Below are 12,617 nucleotides of genomic sequence, written 5' to 3'. Positions count from 1 at the left end.
TCGACGTGCTTTTTGCTCGGGGTTGGCTAGAGCAGTGAGCCGTGCAGACTATCCAGTAGTTTGCGCACTGGCGCGGGCACACCGAACGAGTCGAGATCGCTTAACGCGACCCATGCGGTGTCCGCGTCGTTTAGTGTAGCCAATGCGCCCACGCCGCGATCCAGCTCAGCGAGCCGCGGCTCGATATCCAGCTTGAAATGCGTGAAGACGTGCGTAAGCGGCGCGAGCGGCGAGACCGCTCCATCGCCACCGAAGGCGCGCGCACGCTCGGCGAGTGCGGCTTCGTCAGCGGCTTCGGGCAGGCTCCACAAGCCGCCCCAGATGCCTGACGGCGGACGCTTTTCCAGCATCACGGCGTTACCGTCGCGTAGCACCAGCATCCATGTGCGGCGCGTCGGCACAGCTTTCTTCGGTCGTGCCGTGGGCAGTTCACGCTGACGCCCGGTCACGTTGGCCACGCAGTCGGCGGCGAACGGGCAGCGCAGGCAGTCCGGCTTGCCGCGCACGCACAACGTTGCGCCGAGGTCCATCAGGCCTTGCGTGTACGCACTGACATCGTCGTCCGACGCGTTGGACGGCAGCAGCGATTCCGCCAGCGTCCACATCGCATTCTCGACTTTCTTTTCACCCGGGAAACCTTCGACGCCGAATACGCGTGCCAACACGCGCTTCACGTTGCCGTCGAGAATCGTCGCCCGCGCGCCGAATGCAAAAGAGGCGATCGCCGCTGCCGTCGAGCGGCCGATGCCCGGCAATTCAGCGAGTTCGTCGGCCGACGCGGGAAACGCGCCGCCATGCTGCTCGACGACCACCTGCGCGCAGCGATGCAGGTTGCGTGCGCGTGAGTAATAGCCGAGGCCGGCCCACAACGCCATCACATCGTCTGCCGGCGCGGCGGCGAGCGAGGCGGCATCCGGACAACGCGCAAGAAACTTGGCGTAGTACGGAATCACCGTCGATACCTGAGTCTGCTGCAGCATGATTTCCGACAGCCAGATGCGATACGGATCGCGCGTGTTCTGCCATGGCAGGTCATGACGGCCATGCTGGCGCTGCCACGCAATCAGCCGCGAGGAAAAATCAGACCTAACCGGGAAAGCAGGCGCAGCGGACGGAGCAGACGGGCTTAAACGAGATGGCATTGAAAATTTAGCGCTGGCAGGTGGGACAGAAATACGTAGAACGCTGCCCCTGCACGATCAGTTTGATCGGCGTTCCACACACGCGGCATGGCAGCCCCGCGCGATCATAGACGAAATAGTCGAGCTGGAAGTAACCGCTTTCGCCATCACTGCCGACGAAATCGCGCAACGTGCTGCCGCCCTTCTCGATCGCTGCGGCGAGCGTGACGCGCACCGCGTCCGCCAGCAAATCGTAGCGCGCGAGCGAGACGCGGCCCGCCGCGGTGGTGGGCCGGATACCGGCGCGAAAGAGGCTTTCGGATGCGTAGATATTCCCCACGCCGACCACGATCTCCCCCGCCAGCAACGCCTGCTTCACCGACACCTTGCGCCCGCGCGTGAGCCGGTGCATCAACGCGCCGGAAAACGCCGGCGAAAACGGCTCGACACCGAGGCTCGCGAGCAGCGGATGCTCGAGCACGTCGCCGGCTTCGCGCGGGTGCCACAGCACCGCACCGAAGCGCCGCGGATCGCGATAGCGCAAAATGAATTCGTCGAAAATCCAGTCGATGTGGTCGTGTTTCGCCGCGGCCGGCGGATGCGGCACATGGCGCAGCACACGCAGCGTGCCGGTCATGCCCAGATGCACAATGAACCAGCCGGCGTCGATTTCGAACAGCAGATACTTGCCCCGCCGCTCGACCTTGCGCACCACGCTGCCACGCAAGGTTTTCGCAAGGTCCGCCGGAATCGGCCAACGCAGCGCGGGCGTACGCACATCGACGCGTTCAACCTTGCGCCCGGACACATACGGTTCGATTCCCCTTCGGGTAACCTCAACTTCTGGCAACTCTGGCATGTCTAACTGGTCTGCAACTTGCGTCGTTGGTTGTGCGCGTATTGTAGCGAGCGCGTTACAATCGTCCGAAACATTGAACGGATTTCCATGAACTTGTCCTTCGTGAAGCTGTTTTCGAAGCGCCCGGCTAGCGCATCCCGCGTGCCGAACGCCGTGTCCGCTCGACGTATGCTCGGTGCCGCCGCGCTCGCTGTCTGGGCGCTGGCTGCCGTGCCTGCGCACGCGCAGGATCCATCGCCAGACTCGGATGACACGTCTGTCACCCTGCCGGACCCGCTCGGTCCGGCGACGGCAGAAGACCAGAAGTCTCTGCCGGGCGTACCGCTGTCCAGCCAGATCGTATTCCAGGTGCTCGCCGCTGAAGTCGCCTTGCAACGCGACCAGCCGGCGCCCGCCTACCAGACCTACCTCGCGCTTGCGCGCGACACGCACGATCCGCGCATGGCGCAACGCGCCACGGAAATCGCGCTGGCCGCGCAAAGCCCGTCGGACGCTTTGGCTGCCGCGCAATTGTGGCAGCAGTATGCGCCGAATTCGGAACGCGCCGCGCAACTTGACGCGTCCCTGCTCGTGTTGTCCGGCAAGCCTGATGACGCCGCGCCAATCCTCGCCGGTGAACTCGCGAAGGTCCCCGCCGACAATCGCGGCAGCGCGGTTCTGGCGCTGCAACTGCTGCTCTCGCGCGGTCCGAACCGGATCGGCGGCTTGCATGTGCTGCAAGACATGCTGAAGGACGACCTGAACCGGCCGGAGGCGCAACTGGCCATCGCACGCCAGCAACTCGTTTCCAACGACGCGCCGGGCGCGCGCAAGTCGCTCGAACAGGCGCTCACGCTCAAGCCGGACTATTTGCCGGCCGCGCTGACGCTGTCGCAGATGGGCCCGGAGGAGCGCAAGGAAGGTATCGCGTCGCTCGAAAAGTACGTGCAACAGAATCCGAAATCGCATGACGCGCGTCTCGCGCTCGCGCAGATGTATCTCGCAAGCGACCGCCTGGACGACGCGCAGAAGCAATTCGAGATCATGCACAAGAACAACGCGACCGATCTCACGCCGATGATGGCGCTCGCGTTGATCAAGATCCAGCAGAAGAATTTCAACGACGCGCAGACCTACCTGACCCAGTACGCCAAGCAGGCTGAAAAAACGCCGGGCGCCGATCCGGGCCAGGCGTATATCTATCTTGCGCAGCTGTCGCTCGAACAGAAGAACGAAGCGGCGGCAAGCGACTGGCTGAACAAGGTTTCGCCGTCGAGCCAGCAATTCATGCCAGCGCAGATTACGCGCGCCCAACTGCTCGCCAAGCAGGGCAAGACTGAAGACGCGCGCAAGCTGCTGGCCGGCCTGCAGGCGCCCGATCCGCGCGACCAGGCGCTGATTGCACGCACCGACGCGGCCATTCTGTTCGACGCGAAGCGCTATCCGGAGGCGGAAACAAGCCTGCAACAAGCAACGGCCGCCTTCCCTGACGACCCCGATCTCACCTACGACTACGCCATGGCCGCCGAAAAGACCGGCCACTACGATGTCATGGAAGCGCAACTGCGCAAGCTGATCCAGACGCAGCCGGACAATCCGCAGGCCTACAACGCGCTCGGCTATTCGCTGGCCGATCGCAATCAGCGCCTGTCGGAAGCGGATAAGCTCGTCGAGAAGGCCTCGTCGCTGGCGCCGAACGACGCCTTCATCATGGACAGTGTCGGCTGGGTCAAGTACCGGATGGGCGACACGTCGGATGCAATCAAGCTGCTGCGCAAAGCGTACGACCTCCAGCCGAACGCCGAAATCGGCGCACACCTCGGCGAAGTGTTGTGGAAAACCGGAGCGCAGGATCAGGCTCGCGCAGCTTTCCGCGATGCGCGCAAGCTCGAACCGGACAACGACACACTGGTTAAAACGCTGCAACGTCTTCAGGTAAACGATCTTTGATGCGTCTTTCCCGCTTGATCTCTTATCCCCGGGCGCCGCGTGGCGCGGCGCTCGGATTCGTAGCGGCAGCGGTTGTGGCGTTGGCCGGTTGTGCGTCGGTGAAGCCGCTGGGGCCGTCCATGTCGAATGCGGCGACATCCGTCTCTGCGCAGACCACCCGCGCTTATCAAGGCCGTTTCGCGGTCCAGTACAACGATCAGAACGGCCAGCAACGCAATGCCTATGGCAACTTCACCTGGCAGGAAACGGGTGACACGGTCACCCTGCAATTGCGCAATCCGCTCGGCCAGACACTGGCGATCGTGACCTCGTCGCCGGCTTCGGCTACGCTCGAACTGCCGAACCGCCAACCGCTCACCGCCGACAACGTCTCCACGCTGATGCAGAACGCGCTCGGCTTCGCGCTGCCGGTCGAAGGGCTCCGCTACTGGCTGCAGCCGTCGCCGGCGCCGACTTCGCGCGCCAGGACCGAGAAGGATCCGGAGCAGCCCTCGCGCCTGAAGCAGATCACGCAGGACGGCTGGACGATCGATTACCTGGCCTATGCCGAAGCGCCGGCCACCGGCGTGAAGCGCTTGAACCTGAGCCGCTCGGAACCGCCGCTCGACATCAAGCTCGTACTGGATCAGTAATCGCGCCTGTTCGCGCAACCCTTGCCGCCTCTTCGGCGCCGCTATGGCGAATGTAGCCCTGACTCATGATTGAAACGACCGATTCGCTGCGCGATTGCCTCGCGCCAGCGAAACTCAACCTCTTCCTGCACATCACTGGCCGCCGGCCGGATGGCTATCACACGCTTCAAACCGTTTTCCAGTTGCTCGACTGGGGCGACACCCTGCACTTCAAGCGGCGTGACGACGGCCTCATCACGCGCAGCACCGAAATCGCCGACGTGCCGCCGGAACACGACCTCACTGTCCGTGCAGCAACGCTCCTGAAGACCCATACGGGCTCGCCGGAAGGCGTCGACATCGAGATCGAGAAGCGCCTGCCGATGGGCGCGGGCCTCGGCGGCGGAAGCTCCGATGCGGCCACCACGCTGCTCGCGCTGAACCGTCTCTGGAAACTCGATTTGCCGCGACTGGAGTTGCAGGCGCTGGCGTTGAAACTCGGCGCGGACGTGCCATTTTTTATTTTTGGGAAAAATGCGTTCGCACAGGGTGTCGGAGAAGCTTTGGACGTTGTACAATTGCCGCCGCGTCATTTCCTGGTAGTGACGCCGAGGGTTCATGTTCCGACTGCAGCGATTTTCTCCGAAAAAGCGTTGACAAGAGATTCGAAACCCCTCATAATTACGGACTTTCCTGCAGAACTTAGCTGCAACACTGAATGGCCAGAAAGTTTCGGCCGGAATGACATGCAGCAAGTTGTCGTGGGAAAATACGCGGAAGTAGCGCAAGTGCTGCGATGGTTTGAAAACATCGCACCAGCGCGGATGTCTGGATCAGGTGCAAGTGTATTTGCAGCGTTCCGTAGTAAAGCTGAAGCAGAAGCGGCGCAAGCCAAACTGCCGAGCGAATGGAATAGCGCAGTAACTGCAAGTCTCGATCAGCATCCACTCTTTGCTTTCGCGTCATAAGTTTTGCCTCGTCGAACGTTCCCTCGTTCGGTGAAGCTCAAAGTTAGTGTAGGGGAGTCGCCAAGTTGGTTAAGGCACCGGATTTTGATTCCGGCATTCGAAGGTTCGACTCCTTCCTCCCCTGCCAAAAATTCTCGCATTTCCCTCGCCCCCAGCCTGAAGTAGGTGCACGATGAGCAGCCATGACGGCCTGATGGTTTTTACTGGCAACGCAAATCCCGCGCTTGCACAGGAAGTCGTCAAAATCCTCGGTATTCCCCTCGGCAAAGCAATGGTTAGCCGTTTCTCGGACGGTGAAATCCAGGTCGAGATTCAGGAAAACGTGCGCGGCAAGGATGTCTTCGTCCTGCAATCCACGTGCGCGCCGGCGAATGACAATCTGATGGAACTGATGATCATGGTCGATGCGCTCAAGCGCGCATCCGCCGGTCGGATCACCGCAGCCATCCCCTACTTCGGTTATGCCCGTCAAGATCGACGCCCGCGTTCGGCGCGCGTCGCCATCTCGGCGAAGATCGTGGCGAACATGCTGGAAATCGCCGGTGTCGAGCGGATCATTACGATGGATCTGCACGCCGACCAGATTCAAGGCTTCTTCGACATCCCGGTCGACAACATCTACGCTACGCCCGTGCTGCTCGGCGATCTGCGCAAGCAGAACTACGAGAACCTGCTGGTCGTTTCGCCGGACGTCGGCGGCGTGGTGCGTGCCCGTGCATTGGCCAAGCAACTGAATTGCGATCTCGCGATCATCGACAAACGCCGCCCGAAGGCGAACGTTGCCGAAGTGATGAACATCATCGGTGAAGTCGAAGGCCGCACCTGCGTGATCATGGACGACATGGTCGACACCGCAGGCACGCTTTGCAAGGCAGCTCAGGTTTTGAAGGAACGCGGTGCGAAACAGGTATTCGCTTACGCCACCCACCCGGTTTTGTCGGGCGGTGCAGGCGAGCGAATTGCAGCTTCGGCACTCGACGAACTCGTTGTCACCGATACGATCCCGCTCGGCGACGAAGCCCGCTCGTGCGCCAAGATCCGTTCGCTGACCAGCGCCGGCCTGCTCGCCGAAACGTTCTCGCGGATTCGCCGCGGCGATTCGGTGATGTCGCTGTTCGCTGAAAGTTAAGTATTTGCGAAGGCGCAGCGCGCATTGCAGTACCGCACGCCGCGCTTTTGCACAATTGGCATGAACGAACGAAGGTTCGTGCCATCGCTCTGGGGCCTCAGCCGTAACGGCTTGGAGGCCCCGTTTTTACTGCCTGGTCGCGGGCAGTGCATTGGAGATTCAACATGAAAGTAGTCGCTTTCGAGCGTTCCTTGCAAGGTACGGGTGCGAGCCGCCGCCTGCGTATCTCGGGTAAGACCCCGGGCATCGTATATGGCGCTGGTGCTGACACGCAATTGGTCGAACTGGACCACAACGCACTCTGGCACGCGCTGAAGAAAGAAGTTTTCCACTCGTCGATCCTCGACCTGGAAGTGGCAGGCAAGTCGCAACAGGTTCTGCTGCGCGACGTGCAATACCACCCGTTCCGTCAGCTCGTGCTGCACGTGGACTTCCAACGTGTCGACGCGAAGAAGAAGCTGCACACCAAGGTGCCGCTGCACTTCATGAACCAGGAAACCAACCCGGCAGTGAAGCTGTCGGGCGCGGTGATCTCGCACGTCCTCAACGAAATCGAAATCGAGTGCCTGCCGTCGGCACTGCCGGAATTCCTCGAAGTCGACCTGGTGAAGATCGAAGCGGGCCAGTCGCTGCACGCTAAGGACATCGTCCTGCCGGCAGGCGTGGCACTGGTTGCTCACATTGAAGCAGAAAACCCGGTCATCGCATTGGCAACGATCCCGGCTGGCGCAATCGCTGAAGGCGACGCCGCTGCTGCTGCAGGCGAAGGCGAAGGCGAAAAGCCGGCTGCTTAAGCTGCACTGAGCGAGCAATCCTCTCGATCCGTTTCAATGAAACGGTCGATGTGACCCGCCGAGGTTCGCCCCGGCGGGTTTTTTTTCGGTTTTTTTCGGCTCGGCCGCGTTCGGCGCCCGGGCCAGATGGACCTACGCAATCATGATCAAGCTGATCGTCGGGCTCGGCAATCCGGGCGCTGAATACACCGCGACGCGCCACAATGCCGGCTTCTGGCTGGTCGATCAACTGGCGCGCGAAGCAGGCACGACGCTGCGCGACGAGCGGCGCTTCCACGGTTTCTACGCGAAGGCCCGGCTTCACGGCGAAGAAGTGCATCTGCTGGAACCGCAGACGTATATGAACCGCTCGGGGCAGTCGGTCGTGGCGCTCGCGCAGTTCTTCAAGATTCTTCCGGACGAAATTCTGGTCGCGCACGACGAACTCGATATGCCGCCCGGCAGCGTCAAGCTGAAGCTCGGTGGCGGCAGCGGCGGCCATAATGGGCTGAAGGACATCACCGCGCATCTGTCGTCGCAACAGTATTGGCGGCTGCGGATCGGCATCGGTCATCCGCGCGACCTGATTCCCGAAAGCGCGCGAGCCGGCGCCAAGCCGGACGTCGCCAATTACGTGCTGAAACCGCCGCGGCGGGAAGAACAGGATGTGATCGATGCGTCGATCGAACGTGGGTTGGCCGTGATGCCGCAAATCATCAAAGGCGAGCTCGAGCGGGCGATGATGCAACTGCATCGCAACTCGTGAGCGACGGCTTGCCCGAGCCGTATCGCCGTATCGCCGTATCGCCGTATCGCCGTATCGCCGTATCGCCGTATCGCCGTATCGCCGTATCGCCGTATCGCCGTATCGCCGTATCGCCGTATCGCCATCGACTGGAGAATCGCTTGAGCCGCTACTGGAGTGACATCGTTCACCGTCTGACGCCGTATGTGCCGGGCGAGCAACCCGTGGTTGCGCATCCGGTGAAGCTGAACACCAACGAGAATCCTTATCCGCCGTCGCCGCGCGTGCTTGACGCGATCCGGCAGGAACTGGGCGACGCGAGCGAGTCGCTGCGGCGCTACCCCGACCCGACCGCGCGCAAGTTACGCGAAACGGTAGCCGCGTACCACGGCATCCGCCCGGAACAGGTGTTCGCGGGCAACGGCTCGGACGAAGTACTCGCGCTCACCTTTCAGGCCTTGCTGAAGCACGACAAGCCGTTGCTGTTTCCGGATATCACGTACAGCTTCTACCCGACCTACGCGCGGCTCTTTGAAGTCGACTTTCGGACCATCGCACTCGACGACAGCTTCGCCATCAATGTCGACGACTATCCAGCGCCTAACGGCGGCGTACTCTTCCCGAACCCGAACGCGCCGACTGGACGACCGCTGCCGCTCGCCGATATCGAGCGACTGGTGGCGAGAAACACCGAATCGGTCGTGGTCATCGATGAGGCCTATGTCGATTTCGGCGCCGAATCGGCCATCGCACTGATCGACCGCTATCCCAACCTGCTGGTGGTCCAAACGGTATCGAAGTCGCGTTCGCTGGCCGGCATGCGCGTCGGCTTCGCGTTCGGCAATCCAGAACTGATCGACGCACTGAACCGCGTGAAGGACAGCTTCAACTCGTATCCGCTCGACCGTCTGGCGCAAGTCGCGGCCGTCGCGGCATACGAGGACGATGCGTGGTTCCGCGACAACTGCGCCAAGGTGATTGCCAGCCGTGAGCGGTTGGCAGCAGGCTTGACTGCACTGGGCTTCAAGGTGGTGCCGTCAGCGGCGAATCTGCTGTTCGCGCGTCACGAAGGCTACGACGCGGCCACGCTCGTGGCACGGCTAAGGGAAAAGGAAATCTTCGTACGCCACTTCAAGGCGGCGCGAATCGACCAGCATTTGCGAATCTCGGTCGGCACCGACGCCGAATGCGGCATTCTGCTGGCTGCACTGCGCGACATTTTCAGCGCTTACGTCGGATAGCGATCGGGATAACCTCGCGCGCGACACAAAGCGTTGCTGCAATAAAAACGGCGAGGCAGACGCCTCGCCGTTCAACAATCATTCAGCTCTCACGCGCCCTTCGCAGCCTGCAGCGCGTGGTACTTCGCCATCAAACCTTCCGCCGTTTCCAGATGCTCAGGGTCGCGCGGAATGCACTCGACCGGGCACACCTGAATACACTGAGGCTCGTCGAAATGACCGACACACTCGGTGCATTTCTTCGGGTCGATCACGTAGATTTCCGGGCCCATCGAAATCGCGTCGTTCGGGCACTCAGGCTCGCACACGTCGCAATTGATGCACTCGTCGGTAATCATCAGGGCCATACTTCTCTCACTTCGCGCCGGCCGAAGCCAGCTTTGATCCGTCAAACCGACAGTTTACGCCGGTTACGGTTGCCCCGCCGAAGCGACGTCATCCGGATCCAGTGCTGCAACCTTCTCCTTGAGCCATTTTTCGACCGACGGGAACACGAACTTGCTGACATCGCCACCCAATTGCGCGATTTCACGCACGATGGTGCCGGAGATGAACTGGTATTGATCGGACGGTGTCATGAACATGGTTTCAACGTCCGGCAGCAGATAGCGGTTCATGCCGGCCATCTGGAACTCATATTCGAAATCCGAGACGGCACGCAGGCCACGCACGATCACCCGAGCGTTATTGCTGCGGACAAAGTCCTTCAATAGCCCTTTGAAGCTCATCACCTGAACGTTCGGGTAGTGCCCGAGCACTTCATGAGCGATATCGAGGCGCTCTTTCAGCGTGAAAAACGGCTTCTTGTTGCGGCTGTCGGCAACGCCCACCACCAGCGTGTCGAAAATGCTCGACGCGCGTCGAACGAGGTCTTCGTGACCGCGCGTCAGCGGGTCGAACGTGCCCGGGTACACGGCGACTACCATGAGACTTCTCCTCTCTTCAGACAAATGGGCACGTCAAAGCGTCCACGCGACGCATTTGGCACCGACCGCATGCGTGACGGTACCCGTCCGCTGCTTGTTTTGGAACGCGCATTATTCCTTATTTTCGCGCTGCAGCAAATGAAAGTGGACAGCACCCGCTTTGCCTTGCCGAACGATTTCCCAACCGGCGAGTGTCTCGTTCCCCTCGAGTTCGAGCGCAATGCCCGCCTCCACATACAGAAAACCTTCCGGACTCAGCAGCGGCACGGCTAGCGCGAGCGCCTTGTCGAGCAGATCGTCGCCGAACGGCGGATCGAGGAAAACCACGTCGAACGATCCCGGGGCGAGACTCGCCGCGAGACGCAAGCCGTCTGCTTCCGCGATTTCGATGGTACGTGCCGACAGGCGTACCTGGTTCGCGCGCAGCTGGCTGGCGGCCCGCGCGTTGCGCTCGACCATCAATACCCGCGCCGCGCCGCGCGAGGCGGCCTCGAAGCCGAGCGCGCCGCTGCCGGCGAACAGATCGAGGCAGCGCTGGCCGTCCAGCCGCTGGCCGAGCCAGTTGAACAGCGTTTCGCGCACGCGGTCGGGCGTGGGGCGCAGGCCGTCGAGGTCGAGCACGGGCAGCGGCGTGCGCTTCCAGTCGCCGCCGATGATACGGATGGCGTGCGGCTTGCCGCCTTTGGATGAAGCGCCGTGGGCGCGTGAAGGAGCAGAACGGGGCATGCAGTTTCGAATACGTTATAGGGATGCCCGCGACGCCGATGCGCGTGGGCTGGAGGGCCAACGTTACCACAGGGGCGCACGGCGTCCAGCCTGGCCGTTCGGCCAATACGACGGGTGGCGGCGCGCCTGATAAAATGTGCGGCTTCCAGCGCCTTGCATCCCGCATCGCAACGCTGCCTGCCGCTCCCACGGGCTTGTCCCGGCTGCGCGCATCGGCGCGCGCTCTCACCACGCCAGATCATGTTCAGCTTTTTCAAACGATTCAAGGGTTCGAAAGAGTCCGATAACGCGCCAGAAGAATCGCAGACTGCGCCGGAAGCCCTGGCGCCCGAGCCCGCCGCAAAGGCGCCGGCAGCGCCCGTCGCGCCACCAGCGCCGCGGCCGGTTGCTCCGGTTAGCGTCGATACGCACCCGGCTGCTGCTGTGTCCATCAATGAGCCCGAACCCGGAGCAACCGCGCTCGAAACCGTCGAAATCGTCCCGCCACCTACGCAGGATGAGAACGCCAAGCGCTCGTGGCTCACGCGCCTGAAGACAGGCCTGTCGAAAACGAGTTCGAGCCTGACCGGCATTTTCGTCGGCACGAAGATCGACGAAGATTTGTACGAAGAACTCGAGACCGCGCTGCTGATGTCGGATGCGGGCGTCGAAGCCACCGAGTTCCTGCTCGAATCGCTGCGCGAGAAAGTGCGCACCGAGCGCCTCACCGATCCTCAGCAGGTGAAAGCGGCGCTGCGCAAGCTGCTGATCGACCTGCTCAAACCGCTGGAAAAATCGCTGATGCTCGGCCGCGCGCAACCGCTGGTCATGATGATCGCGGGTGTCAACGGTGCGGGCAAGACCACCAGCATCGGCAAGCTCGCCAAGCATCTGCAGAGCTTCGACCAGTCGGTGCTGCTGGCTGCGGGCGACACCTTCCGCGCGGCCGCGCGCGAGCAACTCGGAATCTGGGGCCAGCGCAACAACGTGACGGTGGTGTCGCAGGAAAGCGGCGACCCGGCAGCGGTGATTTTCGACGCGGTTGGCGCCGCGCGTGCGCGCAAGATCGACGTCATGATGGCGGACACGGCCGGCCGTCTGCCGACCCAGCTGCATCTGATGGAAGAACTGCGCAAGGTGAAGCGCGTGATCGGCAAGGCGCAAGACGGCGCGCCGCATGAGGTGTTGCTGGTGATCGATGCGAACACCGGCCAGAATGCCCTCGCGCAAGTGAAAGCCTTCGACGACGCACTCGGCCTCACCGGCCTGATCGTCACCAAGCTCGACGGCACGGCGAAGGGCGGCATTCTCGCGGCGATCGCGCGTCAGCGTCCGATCCCGGTGTACTTCATCGGCGTCGGCGAAAAGGTGGAAGACTTGCAGCCGTTCAGCGCGGAAGAGTTTTCAGACGCGTTGCTGGGCGGTTAAACGGAAGTTCCGCCCATCTTGTAGTCTCGTTGATGGCGGCAAGTGCCTGTCGGGCCTCATGATTTGATCGGGCGAACGCTATTTTTTTAGTTAAATTTGTAGTCACTAAAATATTTGACTTTAGATGATTTTTAACTATATTTAGCCATATGCCAGCGCGAACCGGAACCGCCCACGTCGTC

Annotated in this window: 13 protein-coding genes and 1 tRNA gene; 9 read left to right on the top strand and 5 right to left on the bottom strand. The window is 61.9% G+C overall.

The features are described 5' to 3' along the window. Positions 1-26: 26 nt before the first annotated feature. Together mutY and mutM are read right to left on the bottom strand one after the other, a co-directional pair. A complete protein-coding gene (gene mutY / locus GNZ13_RS37205) occupies positions 27-1,142 on the bottom strand; it encodes an A/G-specific adenine glycosylase (RefSeq protein WP_172174194.1) in 1,116 nt (371 codons plus the stop codon). Positions 1,143-1,149: 7 nt separating this feature from the next. Further along, positions 1,150-1,980, bottom strand: coding sequence for a bifunctional DNA-formamidopyrimidine glycosylase/DNA-(apurinic or apyrimidinic site) lyase (gene mutM, locus GNZ13_RS37200; RefSeq protein WP_172174192.1), 831 nt, complete (start codon positions 1,978-1,980; stop codon positions 1,150-1,152). Positions 1,981-2,067: 87 nt separating this feature from the next. Between mutM and GNZ13_RS37195 the strand changes: the two genes are divergently transcribed. The 8 genes from GNZ13_RS37195 to hisC all read left to right on the top strand — a co-directional run bounded on the left by GNZ13_RS37195 (position 2,068) and on the right by hisC (position 9,376). Next, entirely contained in the window at positions 2,068-3,909 is a 1,842-nt protein-coding gene (locus tag GNZ13_RS37195; protein ID WP_172174190.1) for a tetratricopeptide repeat protein, read from the top strand. Beyond that, positions 3,909-4,541 (top strand): lipoprotein insertase outer membrane protein LolB, encoded by a 633-nt coding sequence (lolB, locus tag GNZ13_RS37190; protein WP_172174188.1) that lies wholly within the window; start codon positions 3,909-3,911, stop codon positions 4,539-4,541. Before GNZ13_RS37195 ends, lolB begins: the two co-directional genes overlap by 1 nt. 65 nt (positions 4,542-4,606) lie before the next feature. Further along, positions 4,607-5,488 carry a 4-(cytidine 5'-diphospho)-2-C-methyl-D-erythritol kinase gene (ispE, locus tag GNZ13_RS37185; RefSeq protein ID WP_172174186.1) on the top strand — a complete coding sequence of 294 codons (882 nt, stop codon included), beginning with the start codon at positions 4,607-4,609 and terminating at the stop codon, positions 5,486-5,488. 50 nt (positions 5,489-5,538) lie between these two features. Continuing rightward, a tRNA-Gln gene (locus tag GNZ13_RS37180) sits at positions 5,539-5,615 on the top strand. Between the two features lie 45 nt (positions 5,616-5,660). Continuing rightward, positions 5,661-6,617, top strand: coding sequence for a ribose-phosphate pyrophosphokinase (locus tag GNZ13_RS37175; protein ID WP_025597839.1), 957 nt, complete (start codon positions 5,661-5,663; stop codon positions 6,615-6,617). Between the two features lie 164 nt (positions 6,618-6,781). Then, positions 6,782-7,411: a 50S ribosomal protein L25/general stress protein Ctc gene (locus GNZ13_RS37170; RefSeq protein WP_172174183.1), complete on the top strand. Its 630-nt coding sequence runs from the start codon at positions 6,782-6,784 to the stop codon at positions 7,409-7,411. Between the two features lie 142 nt (positions 7,412-7,553). Further along, positions 7,554-8,156, top strand: coding sequence for an aminoacyl-tRNA hydrolase (gene pth / locus GNZ13_RS37165; RefSeq protein WP_172174180.1), 603 nt, complete (start codon positions 7,554-7,556; stop codon positions 8,154-8,156). Between the two features lie 140 nt (positions 8,157-8,296). Then, positions 8,297-9,376, top strand: coding sequence for a histidinol-phosphate transaminase (gene hisC, locus GNZ13_RS37160; protein ID WP_172174656.1), 1,080 nt, complete (start codon positions 8,297-8,299; stop codon positions 9,374-9,376). Between the two features lie 89 nt (positions 9,377-9,465). On the opposite strand, the gene GNZ13_RS37155 is transcribed toward hisC, so the two are convergent. The 3 genes from GNZ13_RS37155 to rsmD all read right to left on the bottom strand — a co-directional run bounded on the left by GNZ13_RS37155 (position 9,466) and on the right by rsmD (position 11,028). Then, entirely contained in the window at positions 9,466-9,723 is a 258-nt protein-coding gene (locus GNZ13_RS37155; protein WP_054035799.1) for a YfhL family 4Fe-4S dicluster ferredoxin, read from the bottom strand. 63 nt (positions 9,724-9,786) lie between these two features. Further along, complete coding sequence (gene coaD / locus GNZ13_RS37150; RefSeq protein ID WP_172174177.1) at positions 9,787-10,302, bottom strand: pantetheine-phosphate adenylyltransferase; 516 nt, start codon at positions 10,300-10,302, stop codon at positions 9,787-9,789. A 111-nt stretch (positions 10,303-10,413) separates the two neighbouring features. Next, positions 10,414-11,028: a 16S rRNA (guanine(966)-N(2))-methyltransferase RsmD gene (gene rsmD / locus GNZ13_RS37145; RefSeq protein WP_172174174.1), complete on the bottom strand. Its 615-nt coding sequence runs from the start codon at positions 11,026-11,028 to the stop codon at positions 10,414-10,416. A 240-nt stretch (positions 11,029-11,268) separates the two neighbouring features. On the opposite strand from rsmD, the gene ftsY reads away from it, so the two are divergent. Further along, the gene (ftsY, locus tag GNZ13_RS37140) at positions 11,269-12,435 is read left to right on the top strand and encodes a signal recognition particle-docking protein FtsY (RefSeq protein WP_172174171.1); all 1,167 of its coding nucleotides are present in this window, start codon (positions 11,269-11,271) and stop codon (positions 12,433-12,435) included. The last annotated feature ends 182 nt before the right edge of the window (positions 12,436-12,617 follow it).

It is taken from the genome of Paraburkholderia elongata (assembly GCF_013177735.1).
In the GTDB taxonomy this organism is placed as follows: domain Bacteria; phylum Pseudomonadota; class Gammaproteobacteria; order Burkholderiales; family Burkholderiaceae; genus Paraburkholderia; species Paraburkholderia elongata.
Note: the sequence above shows the minus strand (reverse complement) of the source record. Positions and strands in the feature narration are given on the sequence as shown.